A 23,338-nucleotide genomic window follows, 5' to 3' on the forward strand; every position below is an offset into this window, starting at 1 on the left:
CTCAACCGAACAGCTCGCCCAGATAATCCTCGAGCGCGGCCCAGCTGCGCCGTGCCGCTGCTTCCTGGTAGAACACCCCGTCGATGCCGATCGCCTTGGCGTTGGGGTTGGTGAAGCCGTGCCCGGTGTGGCCGTAGGCGTGGATCTGCCAGTCGGCCCGGGCCTCGGTCAGCTCCTTGCCCAGCGCGACCACCGCCTCGGGCGGGACCATCGGATCGTCCCAGCCGTGATAGGCGGCGACCTTGGCCCTGATCGGCTGCGGGTCGAGCCCCGGCGGGTCGAACAGCCCGTGGAAACTCGCCACTCCGCGAACCTCGGCGCCCGAACGCGCGAGGTCGAGCGCGCACAGCCCGCCGAAGCAATAGCCGATCACCGCGACCCGGCCCGCGTCGACCCCGGCCTCGCCGCGCATCGCGTCGAGCAGCGCGACGACCCGCCGCCGAAGCGCCGCGCGGTCGCCCTTCAACCGCCCGAGGTGCTCGAACATCGCGTCGCGCGCCTGGCCGCGCGTCGCGGTTCCGAACAGGTCGCCGACCATCGCGTGATAGCCGAGCGCGTTGAGCTTTTTCGCGAACCCGATTTCGAGGTCGCTGACCCCCATCACCGTCGGGAAGATCAGCACCGCCGGCGCGCTGCCCTCGCGCGCGGCAAGGAAGGGGCTCGACAGTTCTTCGCCGTCGAAGTCGATCGTCACGTCGCGGGTCTCGCTCATTCCAGCTCCTCGGCCATCGCGGCCAGTTTCGTCACCGTGTTCATGTTGCGCGCGGTGCCGTGGGCCATCGCCGGCAATCGCAGTTTCGATTGGCCCATGCCCGCCTTGCCATAAGCGATAAACAGTTCGCGCGTTCCCGGCGCCAGCCGCTCGTCGTCGATGCCCCGCGCCGCCTCGACCATCGCCCTGCTCGCACGCTCGGCGAGGAACAGCACCGCGACGCGGTTGCCCGGCGCGTCGGCGAAGGGGTTGGCGTCGACGATCGCGCGCATCTGCGCCGCGCTCCGAACCATGACGTCCGTGTCGAGCCCGGCGCGTTCCTTGAGCGCCGAACGCAAGCTCCCCGCGATCGCGGCCTCGTCGCGGTTGGTCGAAAAGACGAGGTTGCCGCTGGCGATATAGGTCCTGGCGTTCTCGAAGCCGACCTCCCCGGCCAGCGCCGCCAGCGCCTTCATCGGCAGCTTGCCGGCCCCGCCGACGTTGACCGCGCGAAGCAGCGCGACCCACCCTTTCACGCCACCTCCAGCAACTTCGCCGCCTGCGCGCGCGCCTCGTCGGTGACTTCGGCCCCCGACAGCATCCGCGCGATTTCCTCGCGCCGCTCCTCGGCGGAGAGCCGGCGGACGCTGGTGCGGGTGACGGTGCCGTCGTGGCTCTTCTCGATCCGGTAATGATGCGCCGCGCGCGCCGCGACCTGCGGGCTGTGGGTGACGACCAGCAGCTGGCTCTTGGTGGCCAGTCGCGCCAGCCGCTCGCCGATCGCGCTCGCCACCGCGCCGCCGACCCCGCGGTCGATCTCGTCGAAGATCATCGTCGCCGCCGCCCCCGCCTCGGCCAGCGCGACCTTCAGCGCCAGGATGAAGCGCGACAATTCGCCCCCCGAAGCGATCCGGGTCAGCGCCCCGAACGGCGCGCCGGGGTTGGTCGATACCTCGAACTCGGCGCGGTCGACCCCACCCGCGCCCGGTTCGCCGGCTGACAGCGCGGTGCGGAACCGGGCGGCGTCGAGCTTGAGCGGGGGAAGCTCGCGCGCCACGGCCTCGTCAAGCCGCGCCGCCGCAGCGTGCCGCTCGGCCGACAGCGCCGCCGCCGCCGCGTCGTAGCGCGAGCGGGCCGCCGCCAGCTCGGCCTCGAGCGCCGCGATCGTCTCGCCCCCCTGTTCGATCGCCTTGAGCTTGGCCGCCATCTCCTCGCCGAGCGCGGCGAGCGCGTCGGGCTCGACCCGGTGCTTGCGCGCCAGCCCGCGAATGTCGAACAGCCGCGCCTCGACCGCGTCGAGCCGCCCGGGGTCGTGCGCCAGCGCCTCGGCGGCGCGCGCCACCCGGTCCTCGGCCTCGTGCCCCTCGATCAGCGCGCGGTCGAGGCTCGCCAGCGCCTCGGCGAGCAGCGGGTGGTCGGCCGCGCCGCGCTCGATCTTTCGCGCCGCCTGCCGCAGCTGGCTGAGCGCGCCGTCGGAGCCGCTCAGCAACTCGTCGATCCCGGCCAGTGCCTCGCCCGCCTTGGCCCCCGCCTGGATCCCCGCGCGCTCCTCGGCCAGCGCGCTTTCCTCGCCCGGTTCGGGGGCCAGCGCGGCGATCTCGGCATGGGCGTGGGAAAGGTAATCGCGGTCGCGTTCCGCCGCCTCGGCCTCGGCGCGCGCGCCCGCCAGCGCCGCCTCGATCCGGCTCAGCTCGGCCCACGCCGCGCCGGTCGCCGAACGGTCGATCCCGCCGAACCGGTCGAGCAGGTCGCGGTGCCCGCGCGGATTGAGCAGCCCGCGGTCGTCGTGCTGGCCGTGAATCTCGACCAGCTCGGCGGCGATCTCGCGCAGCGCGGACGCGCTGACCGCGCTTCCCCCGGCGAAGGCGCGGCTGCCGCCGTCGGCCTTGACCGTCCGCCGCACCAGCAGCGGCTCGCCCGGCTCGCGCTCGATCCCCTGCTCGTCGAGCGCGGCGAAGGCGGGGTGGGAAGGGGACAGCTCGAACGACGCGCCGACGCTCGCCTGCGGCTGCCCGGCGCGGACCAGCCCGGCCTCGGCGCGCGCGCCGAGCGCAAGCCCCAGCGCGTCGAGCAGGATCGACTTGCCCGCCCCGGTCTCGCCGGTCAGCACGCCCAGCCCCGCGTCGAACTCGAGGTCGAGCGCCTCGATCAGCACCACGTCGCGAATCGAAAGGCCGGTCAGCATCGGCCCGCCCGATCAGCCCTGCGGCATCGGCGCGTATTTGCGGACCAGGTCGTAGCTGTGCTTGTACCAGATGGTGTTGGGATAGTTCTTCGCCAGCACCGCCGCTGCCTTGGCCGCTTCCTCCTTCATCCCGAGGTGGAGGTAGCTTTCGACCAGCCGCTCGAGCGCCTCGGGCGTGTGGCTGCTGGTCTGGTACTGGTCGATCACCGTGCGGAACCGGGTCGCCGCGGCGAGCCACAGCCCGGCGCGCTCGTAATAGCGGCCGACTTCCATTTCCTTGCCCGCCAGATGGTCGTTGAGCAAGTCCATCTTCAACCGCGCGTCGGCGGCGTAGCGGCTCTCGGGATAGCGGCGGACCAGCTCGCCGAACGCGTCGGCCGCCTGCTGGGTGATCTTCTGGTCGCGGGTCACGTCGGCGACCTGCTGGTAATAGCTCATCGCGATGATGTAGCTGGCGTAGGGCGCGTTCTCGTTGCCCGGGTGGATCGTCAGGAAGCGCTGGGCCGAGCTGATCGCGTCGGGATATTGCTGCGCCATGTAATAGGAAAAGGCGCTCATCAGCTGCGCGCGGCGCGCCCACACCGAATAGGGATGCTGGCGCTCGACCTCGTCGAACAGTTTGCCCGACTTTTCGTAGTCGCCCTTGTCCATCGTCTCCTTCGCCAGCGAATAGAGCGTGTTGACGTCGCGGGCGATGTAGGCGGTATCGCTCGGCTTCTTGCCGCCGCCGCACGCGGCGAGGCCGATCGCGATGGCGGTGATCAGGAGCGGGCGGAGCGGGGCGCGAAGCGAGGAGATCGACATGGGGTCTTCCTTATCCGCCCCGGACGCCGAGGCCAAGGTGCTGCGGTTAGGCCTTGCCGGCTACGGCGGGGTCGCTGTCGTCCGCCTTAACGAAACTGTCGCCGGTCACCCCCAGCCACACCAGGATCGGGGCCGAGATGTAGATCGACGAATAGGTGCCGATGAGGACGCCGAGGAAGATCGCGATGGCGAGCCCGAAGATCACCGACGGCCCGATCGCCATCAGGATCGCCAGCGCGATCAGCACGGTCAGCGAGGTGACCACGGTGCGCGCCAGCGTCTCGTTGAGCGACTGGTTCAAAAGCGGCAGGATCGCCATCCGGCGATATTTGCGCAAATCCTCGCGGATTCGGTCGTAGATGACGACCGTGTCGTTGAGCGAATAGCCGATCACGGTGAGGATCGCCGCGACCACGTTGAGGTCGACCTGCAGCCGGGTGATCGAGAAGAAGCCGACGATCATCACCACGTCGTGGAACAGCGTGACCAGCGCGCCGACCCCGAACTGCCATTCGAACCGGAACCAGATGTACACCGCGATCCCCAGCATCGCGAAGCCGATCGCCATCGCGCCGTCGCGGCCGAGCTCTTCCGACACCTTGCCCGACACCGATTCGCCGGTGCCGACGTTGGCGCCGGGATAGGTCTGGGCAAGCATGGTGCGGACCTTCGACACCACCGCGTTCGACGCCGCGTCGCCGCCGCTCTCGGGCTTCGACAGGCGCACCTCGTAGGTCTTGCCGTCGCCGAACTGCTGGATGCTCGCCTCGCCAACGCCCAGCCCGTCGACCTTGGCGCGAAGCTGCTCGATCGGCACCGGCTGGGCGAAGGTCACGCGGACCATCTGCCCGCCGACGAAGTCGATGCCCAGGTTCAGCCCGCGCACCGCGGTCACCCCGATCGCCGCGACCGTGACGATCAGCGACAGGATCAGCGCGACGTTGCGCCACTTCATGAAGTCGAGGTTGGTGTTGTCGGGGACCAGCTTGAGCAGTTTCATGACGCCGCCTCAGATATTGATCGTGCGCGGGCGCGCCTTGCGCAGCCACAGCACCACCAGCATGCGGGTGAAATAGACCGCGGTGAACACCGAGGTGACGATGCCGATCGCCAGCACCACCGCGAAGCCGCGCACCGGGCCCGAGCCGAAATAGGCCATGATCGCGGCCGAGATGGCGTGGGTGATGTTGGCGTCGAAAATCGCGCGGAACGCTTCGCGATAGCCGTTCTCGACCGCGTCGAGCAGCTTTCGCCCGCGCCGGATTTCCTCGCGGATACGCTCGTTGATCAGCACGTTGGCGTCGACCGCCGCGCCGATCGTTAGCACGAAGCCGGCGATGCCCGGAAGCGTCAGCGTCGCGCCGAACACCGCCATCACCGCCAGGATCAGGAAGGCGTTCACCACCAGCGCGATGTTCGCATAGATACCGAAGCGGCCGTAGGTGACGAGCATGAAGATCATCACGGTCAGCACCGCGACGCCGCTGGCGATCGCGCCCTTGTGAATCGAATCGCGGCCGAGGTCGGGGCTGATCGTGCGCTCCTCGATCGGCACCAGCTTCACCTTGAGCTGGCCCGAATTGAGACTGATCGCGAGGTCCTTCGACGATTCGACGGTGAAATTGCCGCTGATCCGCGCCTGCCCGCCGAGAATCGGGCTCTCGATGTTGGGCGCACTCAACACCTTGTCGTCGAGGATGATCGCGAACGGCTTGCCGACATTTTCCTGAGTCGCGCGCCCGAACTTGCGCGCGCCCTCGGCATTGAAGGTGATGTTGATGTCGGGGCGGCCGTTCTCGTCGAAGCTCGGGCTGGCGCTGACCAGCTGGTCGCCCGACACCATCACCCGCCGCTTGACCGCGATCTTGCCCTTGCCGTCGGCCATCGGCAGCACCTGGCTGCCCGGCGGGGCATGGCCCTGCTGGACCTGGTTCGGGTCGGCGTTGAGGTCGACCAGCTTGAATTCCAGCCGCGCGGTCTGCCCGATCAGCGCCTTCAGCGCCTCGGGGTTCTCGACGCCCGGCACCTGCACCAGGATGCGGTTGTCGCCCTCGCTGATGACCGTGATTTCCTTGGTCCCGGCGGGATCGATCCGGCGCCTGACGACGTCGCGCGCGACGCTCATCGCGTCCTTCAGCGCCTGGTTGGTGCCCGCCGCGTTGGGCGTCAGCACGACCCGGGTCGAATCGACCACGCCGACGTCCCAGTCGCGCGTGCCGGTCAGCCCGCGCGGGTTCGACAGCGCGCGCATCCGCTCGACTGCCGCGTCGACCTGGGTCGGGTCGCGAACCATGAAGCTCAGCACCCCGTTCGCGGTCGACAGGTCGCCGGCGTCGATCTTGGGGTCGCGGCCCAGCTCGGCGGTGACCTCGTCTTCCTTGGCCTGCAGCCGGTGCTTCATCAGGTCGCCGGCGTCGGCTTCCATCAGCAGGTGGCTACCGCCGGCAAGGTCGAGCCCGAGGTTGATGTGGCTCTTGGGCAGGACGCTCCACAGCGGCCCGTTCTGGTAGGCGGGGGGAACCAGCGAGGGAATCGAGAACCACACCCCCGCCAGGATCACCAGCAGGACGGTCCACACCTTCCACTTCGGGAAATCGAGCATCGCGCGGCGGTCCTAGTCGTTCGCCGGCTTGGCTTTGGGGTCGATCACGTCGCTCAGCGTGCCCTTGAGCGCGGTGACGCGCATGTTGGGGCCAAGCTCGACCTCGACCTCGCCGTCGGTGACCCGAGTCACCCGGCCGATCAGACCGCCCCCGGTGACGACCTTGTCGCCCTTCTTGACCGCGTCGATCAGCGCGCGGTGATCGCGCATCCGCTTCTGCTGCGGGCGGATCATCAGCACCCAGAACACCACGAAGATCAGCACCAGCGGCGCGGTCTGCACCAGGAACGCGGTGGTCGACGACGGCGCGTCGGCGGCGGCTGGAGCTTGGAGGAGAGTCATCGGCGGTGCGAACTTCCAAAAAAGACGAAATGGTCGGGGCGACTGGATTCGAACCAGCGACCCCCACACCCCCAGTGTGATGCGCTACCAGGCTGCGCTACGCCCCGACCGGAACCGCGCCGCGCCTCGGTCCCGTGGGGGACTGGCCGCGCGGACGGCGCTGCGGCATCTAGTGGGGCATGGTCAGGAAGGCAAGCACGCGCCGCGCCCCCCGCCGCAGCCCGCCGCGCGCCGGGACGCGAAGGCGCGGCCGTCGCGGGCGGCGAATCGCGCTCGCGCTCGCCGCGATCCCCGCGCTCTACCTCCTCCCCGCGATTGTCGCCGCGCTGCTTCCCGCCAACCGCTCGTGGGCCGAGACGCCGGGCGGGGTGACGCTGTTCGTCGCCGACAACGGCATCCACACCGACCTCGTCCTCCCGGTGCGTGCCGCCGGGATCGACTGGACGCGGGCGTTCGACCCCGCCGATGCCCCGCGCGCCCCGCCCGCGCCCGCCTATGTCGCGATCGGCATGGGCGAAAAGGAGGTCTATCTCGACACGCCGCGCTGGCGCGACATCCGCCTGTCGACGATCTGGCACGCGCTCGCGGGCGGGGACCGGACGATGCACGTCGAATGGCTCGCCGCGCCGTGGGCCGCCAGCCGGACGCTGACCGTCTCGCCCGACGAATACCGACGCCTCGCCGCGGCGATTCGCGCCGACATCGCGCGCGACAGGGCGGGGCGGCCGATCCTCATCGACCACCCCGGCTATTTCGGCGACGACCGTTTCTACGCCGGGCTTGGCCGGGCGAGCGCGCTCGTCACCTGCAACCAGTGGACCGCCTCGCGCCTCCGGCTCGCGGGGATCAGGGCGCCGCGCTGGGCGCCCTTCCCGTTCGGAGTGACTCGGCAGTTCCGCCCGTCGCCGGCGGCTACTTAGCCCCGGCCTTGGCCTTTGCCGCGGCTTCGAACTCGGCCTTGGTCACCGCGACCACCAGCCCCTTCGCGTTCATGCCAAGGCTCGCATAGGGAAGCCGCGCGGTCACCGCGCCGGTCTTGATCGACACGCTGGTCGAATCGCGCGCGGTCACGGTGCCGAGCTTGTCGCCCGCCGAATCGTAGACCGCCGCCCCGACCTTCACGTCCGCCCGGCTGACCGCCTTGACCGCCTCGGTCGTGGTGGTCGTCGCGCTCGCTGTCGCGGGCTCGGCGGTCGGGGCCGCCGCAGCTGGGGGCGTGGCGGTGGTGGTGGTCGTGCTGCTCGTCACCGTCTCGGCCGGGGGCGGGGGCATCGACGCGTCGGTCGTCGGTGCGGCGGGAACCGTCGCCTGCGTGGTCGTGGTGGTCGAACTGGTCGTTGCCCCGCTGCTGTCGGTCGTGGTCGTGGTGGTCGCGGTCTCGCCCGCGGAGGCGGCGCTGGCCGACGCGGTTCCAGCCTTGTCGCTGGCGCAGCCGCCGAGCGCGATCGCCAGCGAGGCGGCCCCGGCGAGGATGATGGTCTTCGACGTCATGGTCTATCCTCCATTTGTTGATGGTCGGTTCGACCAACGAGGAGGAACGGCCGGGGCTGCCCGATTCACGGCGAACCGGGCAAAGGGGGCGGTAATCCGCCGCTTTTCTAGAGCACGTAGCGGCTCAGATCGGCGTTTTTCGCGATCCCGCTGAGCTGCGCGTCGACGAAGGCGGCGTCGATCCGCACCGTCTGCCCGGCGCGGTCCTCGGCGGTGAAGCTCACCTCCTCGAGCAGCTTTTCCATCACCGTCTGCAGCCGCCGCGCGCCGATATTCTCGAGCGCGTCGTTCACCTCGGCGGCGATCCGCGCCAGCGCGGCGATCCCCTCGTCGGTGAATTCGACCGTCACCTCCTCGGTTTTCAGCAGCGCGCGATACTGCTCGGTCAGGCTCGCGCGCGTGTCCTTCAGGATCCGCACGAAATCGCCTTCGGTCAGCGCCGACAGTTCGACCCGGATCGGCAGCCGCCCCTGAAGTTCGGGCAGCAGGTCGGCGGGCTTGGCGACATGGAACGCGCCCGAGGCGATGAACAATATATGGTCGGTCTTGATCGGCCCGTACTTGGTCGCGACCGTCGTCCCCTCGATCAGCGGCAGCAGGTCGCGCTGCACGCCCTCGCGGCTGACCGACCCGCCGCGCACGTCCGACACCGCGATCTTGTCGATCTCGTCGAGGAACACGATCCCGTTCGCCTCGGCATCGGCCAGCGCGACCCGGCTGACGTCGTCGGCGTCGACCCGCTTGTCGGCCTCCTCCTCGACCAGCTTGGCGAAGGCGGCGGGGACCTTGAGCTTGCGGCGCTTTTTCGGCGGCCCGCCGGTCATCTTGGCCATCATGTCGGTGAGGTTGATCATCCCGACCCCGTTGCCGGGCATGTCGAACGGCATCGCCGGCGCCTCGGCGACCTCGATCTCGACTTCGGCCGAATCAAGCGCCCCGTCGGCGAAGCGCTGGCGAAAGCTCTCGCGGGTCGCCTCGCTCGATCCCTTGCCGGTCAGCGCATCGAGCAGCCGTTCCATCGCCGCGCCCTCGGCGCTTCCCCGCACCCGCTCGCGCCGCCGCTCGCGCTCGAGCCGAACCGCCTCCTCGACCAGGTCGCGCGCGATCTGCTCGACGTCGCGCCCGACATAGCCGACCTCGGTGAACTTGGTCGCCTCGACCTTGACGAACGGCGCATCGGCAAGCTTCGCCAGCCGCCGCGAAATCTCGGTCTTGCCGCACCCGGTCGGCCCGATCATCAGGATGTTCTTGGGGGTCACCTCGTCGCGCAGGTCCGCCCCCAGCCGCTGCCGCCGCCAGCGATTGCGAAGCGCAACCGCCACCGCCTTTTTCGCCTCGGTCTGCCCGACGATGTGCGCGTCGAGCGCGGCGACGATCGCCTTGGGGGTGAGGCCCTTGTCGCGGACTGGAGTCACGGGGCGCTCGGCGGTGATGGTGTCGGTCATCGCCGCTATGTTGGAAAGCGCGCCCCCGCCTTCAAGCCACGCAGCGAAACCCGTCGAACAGTGCCTTCTGGCTCTTGAGGATGCCGGCGATCGCCGCCGGGTCGACCGACGTGTCCCACACGTCGCGCTGGTAGGTGCCGCCGAGCACGATCCCGTCGGGCCGCGGGAACATGTAACCCGCCCTGCCCTGGAAGGCGTAGCGCACCTCGGGCTGCGGCTCGAGGATCGCCAGCTGCCCCTTGACCGGGAACAGCAGCGTATCCCCGAACAGGTCGCGGGCGCCGATCCCGGTGCAATTGAACACCAGCCGCTCGGGCAGCGCGGCAAGGTCGGCGGGCGCGGCGAACCGGCGCACCGCGAAGGTCCCGCCCGCCTGCATCACGTCGCGAATCATCTGCCGCAGATAGCGCCCGACCTCGACGTACATGGTGTCGAACCGCACCACGCTGTCCAAGGGGAAGGGGTGCTCGCCTCGGCCCAGCAGCCGGTTGACCGGCGGGAAGCTCGCGATCGGCTTCGCCTCGGGCGCGTCGCTCTCGATATAGGTCGGCAGCCAGCGGATCCCGTAATCGTCGCCGACCATGATCTGGAACCGCCGCCAGCTATAGTCGAGCGCTCGCGCGAACTGGGCGCGGAAGGCGTCGTCGACATAATCCTCGCTGTAGACTCGGAACGGGTGGAACTGCCCGCCCGCGACATTGCTCGTCGTCTCGGGCGGAAGCGCGGCGGCGTAGACGGTGACCGGCAGCCCCGCCTCCTGCACCAGCCGCGCCATCGACAATCCCACGACGCCGCTGCCGATCACCGCGACCGGCCCCGAATGGCCCGGCAGGCCCAGCTCGGCGGCCAGCTTCGACGTGCCCCAGCTCATCGTGATGCCGCCGCCGCCGTGCCGGTAATTATGGACCAGCGCCTTGTCGCCCAGCGGCTCGCGCTTGACCACGAACCCCTGCCGTCGGACCGGCCGCAGCCCCGCCACGGTGCGAATCACCCGCGACGGATCGACCTCGACCCGCGCCAGCGGCGAACAGTCGGCGATGCGCGGCGTGCCGACCGTCGCGCACCCGCCCAGCACGGCGGTCGACGAGAGGGCGAACTGGCGGCGATCGAGGAGCACGGGCGCAGCCTAGCCGGATCGCGCCTCGCTTCAATGGGCGGCGAGAAAGCGCACCATGTCGCCCAGCGCCGGGGTCGATCCACGGAACAGCGGCGACAGCGACTTGATCGTGTCGATGTGGCTCTTGCCAGGATATAGCGCGAGCTCGACCGGCGCGCCCTTGGCGCGCAACGCCGCCGCCAGCGCCTCCGAATTGCGCGGGCGAACCACCTCGTCGGCGGTGCCGTGGACCAGCAGCATCGGCGGCGCGTCGCGGCGGGCGTAGTGCACCGGCTGGGTCGCCGCCGCGTCGGGCCAATTGCCGAATGCGGCGATGCTGCGCGGATCGTCGAACGGCGCGAAATCGTAGGGTCCTGACAGCAGCGCCGCCGACTCGATCGGCCCCGCCGCGAAGTCGCGGTCGAGCGCCAGCATCGCGGCAATGTAAGCCCCCGCCGAATGCCCCGACAGGTGGATCCGCCGCGGATCGCCCCCGTGCCGCGCGATGTTCGCGCGCACCCAGCGCACCGCCGCCGCCCCGTCCTCGACGAACGCCGGATAGCGCACCGCCGGGACCAGCCGGTAATCGGGAACGACGGTGACGAACCCGCGTGCCGCCAGCGCCCGCCCGACGAAGCCGTAGTCGCCCCGCTCGCCCGAATTCCACCCGCCGCCGTAGAAGAAGACCACTACCGGCCGCCCCGCGCCGCCGCCCTCGGGCACCCAGATGTCGAGCCGCTGGCGCGGGTCGGGGCCGTAGGCGATGCCGTCGCCCACCTGCCGCGCCCGGTCCCCGGCGACCCGGCTCGCCCCGTTGAGCAGGCTCACCGGCGAACATCCGCCCAGCCCGACCGCCGCCAGCGCCGATCCGAGCAGCGTTCGCCGGGGCATCATTCGCCGACGCGCTCGACGGTCAGCCGGTCGTTGGTGAACACGCACACCTCGGCGGCGATTCCCATCGCCTTGCGCGCCAGCACCTCGGGGTCGGGCTCGTAATCGACCAGCGCCCGCGCCGCCGCCAGCGCGTAATTGCCGCCGCTGCCGATCGCCGCGATGCTTGCCGTCTCCTTGGCCTCGGGCTCGAGCACGTCGCCGTTGCCGGTCAGGATCAGCATCGTCTCGGCATCGGCGACGATCATCATCGCCTCGAGGTTGCGAAGATATTTGTCGGTCCGCCAGTCCTTCGCCAGCTCGACCGCCGCCCGAAGCAATTGCCCCCGGTGCGCCTCCAGTTTCTTTTCCAGCCGCTCGAACAGCGTAAAGGCGTCCGCCGTCGCGCCGGCGAACCCGGCGATCACCCCGCCGTCGCCCAGCCGGCGGACCTTTTTCGCATTGGGCTTGATCACCGTGTTGCCGAGCGAGACCTGCCCGTCCCCGGCGATGACCGTCACCGCGCCCTTCTTCACCCCGATGATGGTGGTGCCATGATAATTTTCCATCGCCGCCATGTGGGGAGGGGCGAGGCCGCTAATCAAGACTTGCCGACGAACATGAACCCGGCCGCCCCGACCAGGCAGGCGAACGCCCCGGCATAGCGCCAGCTCAGCGGCTCCTTCAAATAAAGGATCGCGAAGCCCGCGAAGATGGTCATGGTGATCACTTCCTGGATCACCTTCAGCTGCCCGCCCGACAGCCCGTGGGCATAGCCGAGCCGGTTGGCGGGTACCGCGAAGCAATATTCGACGAAGGCGATCGCCCAGCTGGCGACGATCACCACCGGCAGCCTGGCGTCGGGAAACTTGAGGTTGCCGTACCAGGCGATGGTCATGAATGTGTTCGAGATCAGCAGCAGGCCGATGGTCGGGAGTGCGTTCACTTGGCGCCTTTCCTGGACGAGCCGCGCTTGTCGCGGATGACCTGCTTTTCGATCCGCGGGTCGGGGATGATCCACGCGATCACCACCGCGACATAGACCGCGATCGCGAGCCACACGCTGACGAAGGCGAGCCCGATCCCCGACGCGAAGCCGAGCATCGACAGCTTGCCCTTCCAGTCGTCGCCGATCGCCTTGGCCAGCGTCCCGTCGTCGCCGTGTAACGCCACCAGCGCGCGCTCGATCAGCTGGTAGGACAGCCCCGCGCCGAGCAGGATCGCGCCGTAGGCCGCGACCGGCAACGCGCCGAAATGCGCCTTGTCGATCCAGCGGATGTCGAACGGCACCAGGCTAAGGAAGAACAGCATCGCGAGGTTGGGCCACATCACCCGCCCGTCGATATGCTCGGCGGTCATCATCACATGGTGATGGTTGTTCCAGAAAATGCCGATGTTGATGAACGACAGCAGATAGGCCGACAGGATCGGCAGCACCTCGCGTACCCCCGCCCAGCCCGCGTCGCGCGGCACCGGCAGCTCGAGCACGACGATGGTGATCGCGATCGCGACCACCCCGTCGGTCAGCGCGTTGAGGCGGTCGGGCTTCATCGGCTCCCCGGCTAGCGCGGACCGCGCCGGTCGTCGAGGGGGGCTTGCCCCGCGCGCCGCGCCGCCGCAGGGAAGGGCGATGCCGACCCGCGACCCGTTCCTCGTCCGCCTCGGGGCGCTGCTCGCCGGGCTTGGCGTCGCGCTCGGCGCGTTCGGCGCGCACGCGCTGAAGGCGCGGCTGTCGCCCGAAGCGCTCGGCTGGTGGCACACCGGGGTCGATTACCAGCTGTGGCACGCGCTCGCGGTCCTCGCGCTCGGGCTGGCGGGCGGGCGCCCGGCGCGCGCCCCCGCGCTGATGATGGCGGGGGGCAGCGCGCTGTTCGCCGCCAGCCTCTACGCGCTCGCGCTCGGCGCGCCGCGCTGGTCCGGGGCGATCACCCCGCTCGGCGGGCTGGCGATGATCGCCGGCTGGGCGCTGCTCGCGTGGCGCGCCCCCAGCCTCGGACCCCGCCTCGGGCGCCCGGCGGCGCGCGACGAGGCTTGATCGGACGCGAATTTCGACCCAAAGCCTTGCGCCGGCGCCGCTTCCCCCTGCCGGACGCCGACTGATAGGAGTTTCGATGACCCGCACCGCCATTGTCGCCGCGCTGCTCGCCATGACCGCGCTCACCGCCTGCAAGAAGGAGGCGTCGGGCCCGACCGGCACCCCGGTCGACGACAGCGTCAACGTCACTCAGGCCGCCCCGCCCCCGGGCGGAAGCTGGGCCGACGTCGCCAACGCCACCGCCGCGGGCGGGGTGATGATGGGCAATCCCAACGCCAAGGTGAAGCTGATCGAGATCGGCTCGCTGAGCTGCCCGCACTGCAAGAAGTTCGACGACGAGGGCGTTCCCCCACTGATCGCCAACTACGTCAAGACCGGGCAGGTCAGCTGGGAACTGCGCCCCTACGTCATCCACGGCGCGCTCGACGTGACGCTCGACCTCATCGCCCGCTGCAACGGGACCAAGGGCTTCTTCCCGCTGGTCCAGGCGCTCTACCACGACCAGGACAGCCTGCTCGGCAAGCTGCAGACCGCGGACAAGGCCAAGCTCGACCAGATCCAGAACCTGCCCCCCAACCAGGCGTTCGTGGCGATGGCCGGGGTGCTCGGGCTCCAGGAATGGGCGGCGCAGCGCGGCGTCCCGCGCGACCAGAGCACCAAGTGCCTGACCGACCAGAAGGGGATCGACCAGGAGGTCAAGGTCGCCGCCGACGTCGGCAGCCAGTATCCCGACTTCTCGGGCACCCCCTCGTTCATCATCAACGGCAAGATGCAGCCCAACCCGCCGGTCGGCGAATGGGCGCAGCTCGAGCCGCTGCTCAAGGCCGCGCTCAAGTGAGGCTCGCCGCCGCGTTCGCCGCGCTAATCCTCTTTACAAGCGCCGCCTTGGCCCGGCCCGCGCACGTGCAGACGCACGCCGCCGTGCGCGACTGGTCGCGCACGGTCGTCGCGACGCCCGAAGGCGGGATGCGGATGGGCAACCCGGCGGCGCGCGTCCGGCTGGTCGAATATGGCTCGCTGTCGTGCCCGCACTGCCGCTATTTCGAACAGACCGGCTATCCGAAGCTGGTGAAGGACTATGTCCGCACCGGCAAGGTCAGCTACGAATTCCGCAACCTGCTGCTCGACGCCGCCGACATCGCGGTCAGCCGCCTCGCGCAATGCGCCGGCCCGGCGCGCTTCTTCCCGATGGCCGCCGCGGTGTTCGACGCCCAGCCGGGCTGGCATGCAAAGGTCGCGGCGCTCGACGATTCGGCGCTCGCCAAGCTGTCCGACACCGACCGGCTGGTGACGATCGCCAATACCGCCGGCTTCTTCCCGCTCGCCGCGCGCTTCGGGGTCAGCCCGGCCCGCGCCCGCGCCTGCCTCGCCGACCAGGCGGGGCTCGAGAAGCTCTACGCGGTCACCCGCGCCGCCTCGGGCATGGGGGTCGACGGCACCCCGACCTTTTTCGTCAACGGCAAGATGGTCGGCGCCCGCGCGTGGGAGCAGCTCGAACCGCTGCTGAAGTAGCGGCTTAGCCCAGCAGCCTCCCAAGCCAGCCGCGCCGCGCCCGCTTGACCGCGGCGCGGTCGCGCGCCTCGCACCGCTCGACGATCCCGATCGCGTCGCGGGTTCGCCCGTTGGCCATGTCGAGCCGCCCGGTCTGCGCGTCGGCGAAGGCGATCCAGTCCCCCGCGCTCGCCGCGTCGGGGGGCAGCGGCGCCCCCGCCACCCCCGCCTTCCACTCAGCGGGCAGCAGCCCCGCGCAATCGGCAGCGTTCGCCGTCACGATAGGCGGCGCGCCGGCACAGCCCGTCGATCCCGGCCCGAGTAACAGCATCGTCAACCCGATCGTTCGCCCCGCGCGCATTCCTGATCTCCTTCTCATTGGTCCGTGTCAGCGCCTCGTCGCCGGCATCGCGCGCGGCGGCGTTGGCGACCGTCTCGATCGCGTCGTGGCCGCTTTCGGTGGCGGCCGAATGCTGGCCCGCCTCGACCCGCGCCGCCTCGGCGCGGACCGCGCGGTGGCGGCATGACGTCACCCCCGCGACCAGCGCCAGCAGCAGCGCCAGCGTCAGCCCGGCGACCCAGCGCGGCGGGACGGCGATCACTTGCCCGCCCCCGCCGCGCCGCCCGCATGAGCGTCTGCGCCCACACCCGTCTCCCCCGCCTCGCCCCCGTCGGCCTCGACCAGCGCGCCGAACGCGCTCGCCCGGATCGATCGCCGGTTGATCGCGAGCCCCAGGCTCAGCAGCACCGTGCCGATGATCCCCAGCAGCCCGTAATTGCTCGCCGCCAGCGCCTCGACCACCGCGCGGCGCACCTCGCCATGCTCGCGCCCGAACCGGTCGAGCAGCCGCACCACCCACGCCGACAGCCCGGTCAGCACCGCCGCCCCGCCGATCGAGGCGATGAGCGCGATCCCCGCGCGCCGGTCGCGCGGGGCCATCGCCCGCCAGCTCACGACGTCGACCCCAGCCGGTTCGCCAGCCAGCCGTAGAGGAACGCCTCGTTGGCGGGCCGCTTCTCCGCGAGCCGCAGGTAGCGCTCGCCCTGCAGCGCCTCGAGCGAGCGAAGCAGCACCGTCTCGCCCCCCGCCCTGCCGCGAAGCGCGAGGAACGCGTCGAGCGCCGCCAGCGTCGCCGGCCCGACCCGCCCGTCGGGCACCAGGTCGGCATAGTCGCGCCCGCCGCGGTTGAGCGCGGTCAGCGCGCGCTGGAGGAAGGTCGCCGCCACCGCCGGGCCCATGTTGACCCCGGTATCGAACAGCTCGCCGGCCAGCCGCGCGCTCCGCTCGGCGATCCGGTCGAACCCCGGCCGCTGCCAGAACAGCCGCCGGTAGATCGCCTTGGCCTCCTCGCGCGGGAAGCTTCGCATCGCTCCACCATAGCCCTGCGCCCGCGCCACCGCCTCGCTGATCCCGAAACAGGTCGGCCCGCCGCGATCGGCCGGGTGGTTCACATAGCCCCCCTCGCGCTCGACCAGCGCCTCGACCAGCCCGTCGACATCCACTCTGTCCGCCTGCACCTCGTTCATCGCGCCTCCTTTCCCGAGTCGCGTGGAACAAACCAGAACGGTTAAATGTAGGAAAGCGAAAAGTTCCAATTCAAAGAGTGAGAAACGGCTTCCGACACCGCCGCCCGACTCAAGTTTTCAAGCCACTGTGGCTTTGGGGTGACTTGTGTTGCCCGTTCCGCCGACGCAGAATCCGCGCCACAGGATGCGCCGCCAACGGCGCCCGGGGAGAGGGACATCAACATGACCAGCCGTACGCTCATGGTCCGTGCGCTTGCCGCCGCGACCGCACTCACCGCCATCGCCGCGCCCGCCAGCGCGCAGCAGGTCGACCGCATCGTCTCGTTCGGCGACAGCTACGCCGACACCGGCAACGCGCTCTACATCATCGAGAACAACCCGCTCACCCCGGCCTCGACCGTCACCTTCCTCAAGACGATCTACCCGCAGGGCCGCTTCTCCAACAGCACCAACTATATCGACAGCCTGTCGCAGATCCTCAACGCGCCGGTGGTCAACTACGCGGTCGGCGGCGCCACCACCGGCACCTACAACAACGGCTTCCCCGGGCTTCCCGGGCTGACCCAGGAAACCGCCATCTTCCTGTCGAACACGACCCCGGCTGGGACCAACTTCCCGCGTGCCGGCGGGTTCAAGCCCGGCGACCTGCTCGCGCTTTCGATCGGCGGCAACGACGGCCGCGCCTTCGCCACCAACAGCGCCTCGACCGTCGCCGGCGCTTCGGCGGCGGCGGCGGTGTCGGTCGCGCAGGCGACCGCCAACCTCAACGCGCTGGTCGCTGCCGGCGCGCCGACGATCAGCTACCTCGCGCTCAACTCGGGCGGCTCGCCCGACTTCATCGGCAACACGACCTACCAGCAGCTCGGCACCGCCTTCTCGACCGCGTTCAACACCGGCCTGCAGTCGACGCTCGCGGGCTATGCCGCCAAGGGCGTGACGGTCCATTACCTCGACGGCACCACGGTGCTGAACAACATCCTCGCCAACCCGTCGGCCTATGGCATCACCAACACCTTCTGCCCGGCGTTCAACCCCTACAGCGTGCCGACGCTGGCCTGCGCGTTCAACGCCTCGGGCTACCTGTTCTACGGCGACGGGGTCCACCTCACCGCCGACGGCTTCCGCATCCTCGCCCAGTATACCGCGGCGCAGCTCGAAGCCCCGCTGACGCTCCAGGCGACCTCGGACAATGCGCTCGACACCGCCAACCAGTGGGGCCGCACGCTGACCACCCGGCTCGACACCAGCGCCCCGCACGACGGCGGCGAAGCGCTCGGCACCCACTTCTATGTGGTCGGCGACGAGGTCCAGCGCACCAGCCGCCAGAACGAGATGCACGACCAGTATCGCTCGTCGAGCGTCGGCGCGACCGCCGGCTTCGACGTCGGGCTCGGCAACGCCACGATCGGCGCGGCGGTCAACTATTCGCGCCCGCGCGCCAGCTTCAACAACCACGCCTTCCGCGCCCACGGCGACACTTTCCAGGTCGGTGCCTATGGCGCGGCCGGGTTCGCCGGCGGGTTCATCCAGGGCTATGCCGGCTATGGCTGGGACAAGCACAAGCTGACCCGCACCGGGGTGGTCTCGCCGATGACCGCCTCGCCCAAGGGCAACCACCTCGTCGCCGGCGCCAAGGCGGGCTATTTGCTCCCGCTCGGCATCGTCCGGGTCGGACCGGTCATCGGGCTCGACTACGCCCGCGCCAAGGTCGACGGCTATACCGAGGCCGGCGACGCCGCGCTCACGCTCAACGTCGACAGCGTCAAGGTCCACTCGCTGCGCGGCGATCTCGGGCTCGAACTGCGCGGCGATTCGGCGCCCGGCGGTCTCAAGTTCCGCCCCTATGGCGGGATGTTCCTCGAAAAGGACCTCGCCGGCGACGATCGCGCGATCTATTACTCGCAGACCGACGCGCCGATCATCGTCAACCACTGGGACGTCGCCAATTCGAAGAAGCTCTACGGCCGCTTCACCGTCGGCGCCGCCGCCGACCTCGCCAGCGCGGTCAGCCTCAACGTCAGCCTCTCGACCACCGCGGGCAAGCCCGAGGGGAACGAGAGCTCGGCGCACCTCGGCTTCCGCTTCGGCTTCTAACGCAGCACCTTAAAGGGGGGAGGGGCGGTCCGGCCGATGCCGGGCCGCCCTTTTTTCGTGTCGCGACCGGAAAGCGCCTAGCGACAGGCCGCGAACAGCCGGGTCACCATCGGTTCGGGCGACACGACGAGGTCGCCCGTGCCTGCCAACGTAATTTCGACCGGGCCGCCGCCGAACGCCTTTTCCAGCCCGCTGCGAAGATCGCCCATCGCCTCGGCGCGCCACACCCGCTCGGTGCCCGCGCCGCTGGCGACCATCGGCAGCGAGGCGACGTGCCCGCCCCCGGTCAGGCTCAGCGTCCCGACCCCCTTGTCGGGCGCCGCCGCCCCGCGCACCACGACCAGCCGCGCCGGCCCGGCGGCGCAGGCGATCGACAGCGCGGGGACCGCGCCGGGCGCGCCATAATCGACCTGCTTGCCGCCCGCGCTCGCGGTCCAGCGCATCCCGTCGGTCACCGGGGGCAGCGCCGACTTCTTCGCGACCTCGGCCGCGGCGGCATTGGCGGGGGCGGCAAGCCCGGTCGCGCTCGCGTCGCCGACGACATTGTCGGGCGGCGCGACCGCGTTCTTGGCCACCGGGTCGTTGTTCTTGCACGCGGCGACAAGCGCCAGCGCGATCCATAGGGTCCACCGCATCCCGCACGCAACGCGCGAACCCGCCCGAGTTTCCGGCCGGTCGATTGACATCCGAAACGAAAAGGCGCGCAATCGCCCGGTCATTCGAAGGGGGAAAGACGATGAACGAACCGCTCGAATCGCGCCGCGCGCCATGGCACCTGTGGCTCGTCGGCGCGCTGGCGCTGCTGTGGAACGGCTTCGGCGCGTGGGACTATGCGATGACCCGGACGCGCGGCGCGGCCTACATCCGCGATTCGATGCCCGGCGTCGATGCCGACCGGGTGATGGCGTACATCGACGGCTTCCCGCTGTGGGCGAGCATCGGCTGGGGGCTCGGCGTCTGGGGCGGGCTCGCGGGCGCGCTGCTGCTCCTCGGCCGGCATCGCTGGGCGGTCCCGCTGCTCGCCCTGTCGTTCGTCGGCGCGCTGCTCGGCATCGGCTACCAGATCGTGCGCCCGATCGACCTCGCGCAGGCGAAGCAGGGCTTCAATGCGGTGGTGCCCTACCTGATCATCGTCGTTGCTGGCGTGCTCGCCTGGTATGCCTCCGGCCTGCGCGCGCGGGGCGTGCTCCGCTAGCCGCTGACGACGACGCTCGGCACCCCAAGGCCGCGCCCCGGCAGGCTAAGGCCTTCCCCCGGTCGCCTAAGGGCGACCGCCCATCTTCTTGTAGCGCGTCTTGCCGAACCGGTCGCGCCGGGTCCCCGGCTTGCCCTGCGTCGCATTGCCGATCGGGCGCACCCGCTCCATCGGCTCGGAAATCCCCAGCTCGTCCTCCTCGAGCTTGCGGATCTCGTCGCGAAGCCGCGCCGCTTCCTCGAACTCGAGGTCCGCCGCGGCCTTGCGCATCCGCTCCTCGAGGTCGCTGATGTAGGCGCGAAGATTGTGCCCGACGAGGTGCGGCCGCTCCGCGTCGCCGGTATCTACCTGCACCGAATCCTTGTTCGACACGTGCGCGATGATGTCGCTGATGTCGCGCTTGATCGTCGCCGGGGTGATCCCGTGCTCCTTGTTGTAGGCTTCCTGCTTCTCGCGCCGCCGCTGGGTCTCGTTGAGCGCGCGCTCCATGCTCCCGGTCATCCGGTCGGCGTAAAGGATGACCTTGCCGTCGACGTTGCGCGCCGCGCGCCCGATCGTCTGGATCAGCGAGGTCTCGGACCGCAGGAAGCCTTCCTTGTCGGCATCGAGGATCGCGACCAGTCCGCACTCGGGAATGTCGAGCCCCTCGCGCAGCAGGTTGATCCCGACCAGCACGTCGTAGACCCCGAGGCGCAGGTCGCGGATCAGCTCGATCCGCTCGAGCGTCTCGACGTCCGAATGCATGTAGCGGACCTTCAGCCCCGCCTCGTGGAGGTATTCGGTCAGGTCCTCGGCCATCCGCTTGGTCAGCGTCGTGACCAGCGTGCGATAGCCCTTGCGCGCGGTCTCGCGCGCCTCGTGGACGAGATCGTCGACCTGGTCCTCGACCGGCTTGATCTCGACCGGCGGGTCGATGAGGCCGGTCGGGCGGATGACCTGCTCGGAAAAGACCCCACCGGTCTCCTCCATCTCCCAGCTTCCGGGCGTCGCGCTGACGAACACCGATTGCGGGCGCATCGCGTCCCACTCGTTGAAGCGCAGCGGGCGGTTGTCGATGCAGCTCGGCAGGCGGAAGCCATATTCGGCCAGCGTGATCTTGCGCCGGTGGTCGCCGCGCGCCATCGCCCCGATCTGCGGCACCGTCTGGTGGCTCTCGTCGACGAACAGCAGCGCGTTGTCGGGAAGATATTCGAACAGCGTCGGCGGCGGCTCGCCCGGCAGCCGCCCGGTCAGGAAGCGCGAATAATTCTCGATCCCCGCGCAGCTCCCGGTCGCGGCGATCATCTCGAGGTCGAAATTGGTCCGCTGCTCGAGCCGCTGCGCCTCGAGCAATCGCCCGTCCGCGACCAGCTCCTTCAACCGCTCGGCCAGCTCGTGGCGGATCGCCTCGCTCGCCTGCTTCAGCGTCGGCCCCGGGGTAACATAGTGCGAATTGGCGTAGACCCGCACGTCCTTCAGGCTCGCGCTCTTCTTGCCGGTCAGCGGGTCGAACTCGACGATGTCCTCGATCTCGTCGCCGAAGAACGAGATGCGCCACGCGCTGTCCTCGTAATGCGACGGGAAGATCTCGAGATTGTCGCCCTTCACCCGGAAATTGCCGCGCGCGAACGCCTGGTCGTTGCGCTTGTACTGCAGCGCGACGAGCTTCCTGATGATCTCGCGCTGGTCGACGCTCTGGCCCTTCTTCAGGTCGAAGATCATCGCCGAATAGGTCTCGACCGAGCCGATGCCGTAGAGACAGCTGACCGAAGCGACGATGATCACGTCGTCGCGCTCGAGCAGCGAGCGCGTGGCGCTATGCCGCATCCGGTCGATCGCCTCGTTCACCGAGCTTTCCTTCTCGATGTAGGTGTCGGTCCGGGGAACGTAGGCCTCGGGCTGGTAATAGTCGTAATAGCTGACGAAATATTCGACCGCGTTGTTGGGGAAGAAGCTCTTGAACTCGCCGTAGAGCTGCGCGGCGAGGATCTTGTTCGGCGCGAGGATCAGCGCGGGCCGCTGGGTCGCCTGGATCACCTGCGCCATGGTGTAGGTCTTGCCCGATCCGGTCACGCCCAGCAGCACCTGGCTGACCTCGCCCGAATCGCGGATGCCCTCGACCAGCTCCTTGATCGCGGTCGGCTGGTCTCCCGACGGTTCGAAGTCGCTGACCAGCTCGAAGCGCTTGCCGCCCTCGGCCTTGTCGGGGCGCGCGGGGCGGTGCGGGACGAAGTTCTCGCCGGTCTCGGGCTCGGCAAGGCTGGTGCGGATCTGGATGGCCATCGCCCCCGATATGGGGAGGGGCAGGGGGGCTGGCAATCGCCGCGCCGCGCGCTAGGCTCGCGCGCCACAGGGGAGCCTCGCCATGCACCGCATCATCGTCGCCGCCGCGCTGCTCGCCTCGCTCGGGGCCTGCAAGAAGGCGTCGGTCGACGTCCGCAACGCCAGCCCCGCCGAGGTCCAGAACGCGGTCGCGGTCAGCGGCGCCACCGACGACATCCGGCCGGGCAAGTGGCAGTATCGCCGCACCCTGCTCGACGTCGCCTCTCCGGGCCTCTCGCCCGAAATCGTCGACCATATGAAAAAGATGATGGGCGCCGCCCCGCCGACCGAACGCTGCCTCACCGCCGACGAGGCGAAGAAGCTCGACGCCGCGATCGCCGACGCCCCCGACAATTGCCGCTACGACCATTACCGCATGGCCGGCGGCCAGCTCGACGGCGCGATGCGCTGCACCAACCCCCACGGTTCGCAGGAACTGAGCTTCAAGGGCAGCTACTCGCCCGATTCGACCGACGTCACCGTCACCAACCGGATCGTCAACGCCGCCGACCCGTCGGGCAGCCTCGCGATGACCGTCAACATGAAGGGCAAGCGGGTCGGCGCGTGCGACGCGCCCCCTGTCCGGCCCGCCACCCCGGCCAGGCCCGCCAAATGACCTCCCGCGTAAAGGATAATCTCATGAACAAGCCGTGGTTGATCGCCGGCGCCCTCCTGCTCTCGCTGTCGGCCTGCGGCGACGATGCCGCTCCCGCCAACCAGGCCGAGGAAGCGCCTCCCACCCCGGTCGCCGGCCTCTACAAGGTGAATGCCGAAACGACCGTCGTCCAGCCCGCCGACAAGGGCAAGCCGCGCACCACCGCCAAGGTCGGCGACAAGCAGACGGTCGACAGCTGCGTCGCCGCCGACGGCTCGTTCGACCCGTCGCTGTTCGCCGAAAAGGGCGACCGATGCACCGCGCGCGGCACCCACTTGTCGGGCGGGATCATCTCGCTCCAGTACGACTGCAAGCGCGGCTCCGAAGGGGTCACGCTCAACGTCGCCGGCGAATATGGCAAGGACAAGTTCGAAGTGCTGGTCAATTCGGCGACCGGCTTCCGCGGCGACGGCGACTATACCCTCACCCGCCACCTCGTCGCGAAACGGGTCGGCAACTGCCCGGCCAAGGCCTGACCACCGCGCTCCACGGATGATCGGTCGGCTGAACCCGC

Annotated in this window: 28 protein-coding genes and 1 tRNA gene; 8 read left to right on the forward strand and 21 right to left on the reverse strand. The window is 69.9% G+C overall.

All coding sequences use genetic code 11. The annotated features are described in order from the left end of the window. Window position 1: 1 nt before the first annotated feature. From ABDK56_RS07410 to ABDK56_RS07445, 8 genes are all read right to left on the reverse strand, one after another. Entirely contained in the window at window positions 2-712 is a 711-nt protein-coding gene (locus ABDK56_RS07410) for a dienelactone hydrolase family protein (protein WP_349807569.1), read from the reverse strand. Beyond that, window positions 709-1,227, reverse strand: coding sequence for a DUF1697 domain-containing protein (locus tag ABDK56_RS07415; protein WP_349807571.1), 519 nt, complete (start codon window positions 1,225-1,227; stop codon window positions 709-711). Before ABDK56_RS07415 ends, ABDK56_RS07410 begins: the two co-directional genes overlap by 4 nt. Continuing rightward, entirely contained in the window at window positions 1,224-2,876 is a 1,653-nt protein-coding gene (recN, locus tag ABDK56_RS07420) for a DNA repair protein RecN (protein ID WP_349807572.1), read from the reverse strand. Before recN ends, ABDK56_RS07415 begins: the two co-directional genes overlap by 4 nt. Before the next feature lie 12 nt (window positions 2,877-2,888). Beyond that, window positions 2,889-3,680: an outer membrane protein assembly factor BamD gene (locus ABDK56_RS07425; RefSeq protein WP_349807574.1), complete on the reverse strand. Its 792-nt coding sequence runs from the start codon at window positions 3,678-3,680 to the stop codon at window positions 2,889-2,891. 46 nt (window positions 3,681-3,726) lie between these two features. After that, window positions 3,727-4,680: a protein translocase subunit SecF gene (gene secF / locus ABDK56_RS07430; RefSeq protein WP_349807576.1), complete on the reverse strand. Its 954-nt coding sequence runs from the start codon at window positions 4,678-4,680 to the stop codon at window positions 3,727-3,729. Between the two features lie 9 nt (window positions 4,681-4,689). Then, window positions 4,690-6,282 carry a protein translocase subunit SecD gene (secD, locus tag ABDK56_RS07435; protein ID WP_349807578.1) on the reverse strand — a complete coding sequence of 531 codons (1,593 nt, stop codon included), beginning with the start codon at window positions 6,280-6,282 and terminating at the stop codon, window positions 4,690-4,692. Between the two features lie 12 nt (window positions 6,283-6,294). Then, window positions 6,295-6,624: a preprotein translocase subunit YajC gene (gene yajC / locus ABDK56_RS07440; RefSeq protein ID WP_349807579.1), complete on the reverse strand. Its 330-nt coding sequence runs from the start codon at window positions 6,622-6,624 to the stop codon at window positions 6,295-6,297. Window positions 6,625-6,654: 30 nt separating this feature from the next. Then, a tRNA-Pro gene (locus ABDK56_RS07445) sits at window positions 6,655-6,731 on the reverse strand. 72 nt (window positions 6,732-6,803) lie between these two features. Here ABDK56_RS07445 and ABDK56_RS07450 point away from each other — a divergent pair. After that, a complete protein-coding gene (locus ABDK56_RS07450) occupies window positions 6,804-7,544 on the forward strand; it encodes a TIGR02117 family protein (protein ID WP_349807580.1) in 741 nt (246 codons plus the stop codon). Here the strand turns inward: ABDK56_RS07450 and ABDK56_RS07455 are convergent. The 7 genes from ABDK56_RS07455 to ABDK56_RS07485 all read right to left on the reverse strand — a co-directional run bounded on the left by ABDK56_RS07455 (window position 7,537) and on the right by ABDK56_RS07485 (window position 13,077). After that, window positions 7,537-8,115 (reverse strand): hypothetical protein, encoded by a 579-nt coding sequence (locus tag ABDK56_RS07455; RefSeq protein WP_349807582.1) that lies wholly within the window; start codon window positions 8,113-8,115, stop codon window positions 7,537-7,539. The two genes, ABDK56_RS07450 and ABDK56_RS07455, sit on opposite strands and share 8 nt — an antisense overlap. 107 nt (window positions 8,116-8,222) lie before the next feature. Beyond that, window positions 8,223-9,560 carry an ATP-dependent protease ATPase subunit HslU gene (hslU, locus tag ABDK56_RS07460; RefSeq protein WP_349807584.1) on the reverse strand — a complete coding sequence of 446 codons (1,338 nt, stop codon included), beginning with the start codon at window positions 9,558-9,560 and terminating at the stop codon, window positions 8,223-8,225. 31 nt (window positions 9,561-9,591) lie between these two features. Continuing rightward, entirely contained in the window at window positions 9,592-10,677 is a 1,086-nt protein-coding gene (locus ABDK56_RS07465; protein WP_349807586.1) for an FAD-dependent oxidoreductase, read from the reverse strand. 30 nt (window positions 10,678-10,707) lie between these two features. Next, window positions 10,708-11,550: an alpha/beta hydrolase gene (locus ABDK56_RS07470; protein ID WP_349807588.1), complete on the reverse strand. Its 843-nt coding sequence runs from the start codon at window positions 11,548-11,550 to the stop codon at window positions 10,708-10,710. Next, the gene (gene hslV, locus ABDK56_RS07475) at window positions 11,547-12,095 is read right to left on the reverse strand and encodes an ATP-dependent protease subunit HslV (RefSeq protein ID WP_349807589.1); all 549 of its coding nucleotides are present in this window, start codon (window positions 12,093-12,095) and stop codon (window positions 11,547-11,549) included. Before hslV ends, ABDK56_RS07470 begins: the two co-directional genes overlap by 4 nt. Before the next feature lie 32 nt (window positions 12,096-12,127). Continuing rightward, window positions 12,128-12,472, reverse strand: coding sequence for a DMT family protein (locus ABDK56_RS07480; protein ID WP_349807591.1), 345 nt, complete (start codon window positions 12,470-12,472; stop codon window positions 12,128-12,130). Further along, the gene (locus ABDK56_RS07485; RefSeq protein ID WP_349807594.1) at window positions 12,469-13,077 is read right to left on the reverse strand and encodes a TMEM175 family protein; all 609 of its coding nucleotides are present in this window, start codon (window positions 13,075-13,077) and stop codon (window positions 12,469-12,471) included. The genes ABDK56_RS07480 and ABDK56_RS07485 overlap by 4 nt, the downstream gene beginning before the upstream one ends. Window positions 13,078-13,156: 79 nt before the next feature. On the opposite strand from ABDK56_RS07485, the gene ABDK56_RS07490 reads away from it, so the two are divergent. The 3 genes from ABDK56_RS07490 (at window position 13,157) to ABDK56_RS07500 (ending at window position 15,073) form a co-directional block, all read left to right on the forward strand. Further along, window positions 13,157-13,561, forward strand: coding sequence for a DUF423 domain-containing protein (locus ABDK56_RS07490; protein WP_349807595.1), 405 nt, complete (start codon window positions 13,157-13,159; stop codon window positions 13,559-13,561). 76 nt (window positions 13,562-13,637) lie between these two features. Further along, a complete protein-coding gene (locus ABDK56_RS07495; protein WP_349807597.1) occupies window positions 13,638-14,399 on the forward strand; it encodes a DsbA family protein in 762 nt (253 codons plus the stop codon). Continuing rightward, window positions 14,396-15,073, forward strand: a complete 678-nt coding sequence (locus ABDK56_RS07500; RefSeq protein WP_349807598.1) for a DsbA family protein — start codon at window positions 14,396-14,398, stop codon at window positions 15,071-15,073. The genes ABDK56_RS07495 and ABDK56_RS07500 overlap by 4 nt, the downstream gene beginning before the upstream one ends. A gap of 4 nt (window positions 15,074-15,077) precedes the next feature. Here the strand turns inward: ABDK56_RS07500 and ABDK56_RS07505 are convergent, their stop codons facing one another. Genes ABDK56_RS07505 through ABDK56_RS07520 form a run of 4 tightly spaced genes read right to left on the reverse strand, consistent with a single transcriptional unit; the run spans window position 15,078 to window position 16,579 of the window. Continuing rightward, entirely contained in the window at window positions 15,078-15,275 is a 198-nt protein-coding gene (locus ABDK56_RS07505) for a hypothetical protein (RefSeq protein ID WP_349807599.1), read from the reverse strand. A 13-nt stretch (window positions 15,276-15,288) separates the two neighbouring features. Beyond that, on the reverse strand, window positions 15,289-15,654 hold the full coding sequence (locus ABDK56_RS07510) for a hypothetical protein (protein WP_349807601.1): 366 nt from the start codon (window positions 15,652-15,654) through the stop codon (window positions 15,289-15,291). After that, the gene (locus ABDK56_RS07515) at window positions 15,651-16,007 is read right to left on the reverse strand and encodes a hypothetical protein (RefSeq protein WP_349807603.1); all 357 of its coding nucleotides are present in this window, start codon (window positions 16,005-16,007) and stop codon (window positions 15,651-15,653) included. The genes ABDK56_RS07510 and ABDK56_RS07515 overlap by 4 nt, the downstream gene beginning before the upstream one ends. Continuing rightward, window positions 16,004-16,579 carry a glycoside hydrolase family 108 protein gene (locus ABDK56_RS07520; RefSeq protein ID WP_502959277.1) on the reverse strand — a complete coding sequence of 192 codons (576 nt, stop codon included), beginning with the start codon at window positions 16,577-16,579 and terminating at the stop codon, window positions 16,004-16,006. Before ABDK56_RS07520 ends, ABDK56_RS07515 begins: the two co-directional genes overlap by 4 nt. A 222-nt stretch (window positions 16,580-16,801) precedes the next feature. Here ABDK56_RS07520 and ABDK56_RS07525 point away from each other — a divergent pair, with 222 nt between their 5' ends. After that, window positions 16,802-18,673: an autotransporter domain-containing protein gene (locus ABDK56_RS07525; RefSeq protein ID WP_349807605.1), complete on the forward strand. Its 1,872-nt coding sequence runs from the start codon at window positions 16,802-16,804 to the stop codon at window positions 18,671-18,673. A 77-nt stretch (window positions 18,674-18,750) separates the two neighbouring features. Here ABDK56_RS07525 and ABDK56_RS07530 read toward each other — a convergent pair whose 3' ends face one another. Then, window positions 18,751-19,308 carry a hypothetical protein gene (locus tag ABDK56_RS07530; RefSeq protein ID WP_349807607.1) on the reverse strand — a complete coding sequence of 186 codons (558 nt, stop codon included), beginning with the start codon at window positions 19,306-19,308 and terminating at the stop codon, window positions 18,751-18,753. A gap of 101 nt (window positions 19,309-19,409) precedes the next feature. Between ABDK56_RS07530 and ABDK56_RS07535 the strand changes: the two genes are divergently transcribed. Then, window positions 19,410-19,868, forward strand: a complete 459-nt coding sequence (locus tag ABDK56_RS07535; RefSeq protein WP_349807608.1) for a hypothetical protein — start codon at window positions 19,410-19,412, stop codon at window positions 19,866-19,868. Window positions 19,869-19,934: 66 nt separating this feature from the next. On the opposite strand, the gene uvrB is transcribed toward ABDK56_RS07535, so the two are convergent. Further along, complete coding sequence (gene uvrB, locus ABDK56_RS07540; RefSeq protein WP_349807609.1) at window positions 19,935-22,130, reverse strand: excinuclease ABC subunit UvrB; 2,196 nt, start codon at window positions 22,128-22,130, stop codon at window positions 19,935-19,937. Between the two features lie 82 nt (window positions 22,131-22,212). On the opposite strand from uvrB, the gene ABDK56_RS07545 reads away from it, so the two are divergent. Together ABDK56_RS07545 and ABDK56_RS07550 are read left to right on the forward strand one after the other, a co-directional pair. Next, window positions 22,213-22,785, forward strand: coding sequence for a DUF3617 domain-containing protein (locus tag ABDK56_RS07545; protein WP_349807610.1), 573 nt, complete (start codon window positions 22,213-22,215; stop codon window positions 22,783-22,785). A 23-nt stretch (window positions 22,786-22,808) separates the two neighbouring features. Beyond that, complete coding sequence (locus tag ABDK56_RS07550; RefSeq protein WP_349807611.1) at window positions 22,809-23,300, forward strand: DUF3617 domain-containing protein; 492 nt, start codon at window positions 22,809-22,811, stop codon at window positions 23,298-23,300. The last annotated feature ends 38 nt before the right edge of the window (window positions 23,301-23,338 follow it).

It is taken from the genome of Sphingomonas sp. ASV193, assembly GCF_040203355.1.
Taxonomy (GTDB): Bacteria; Pseudomonadota; Alphaproteobacteria; order Sphingomonadales; family Sphingomonadaceae; genus Sphingomicrobium.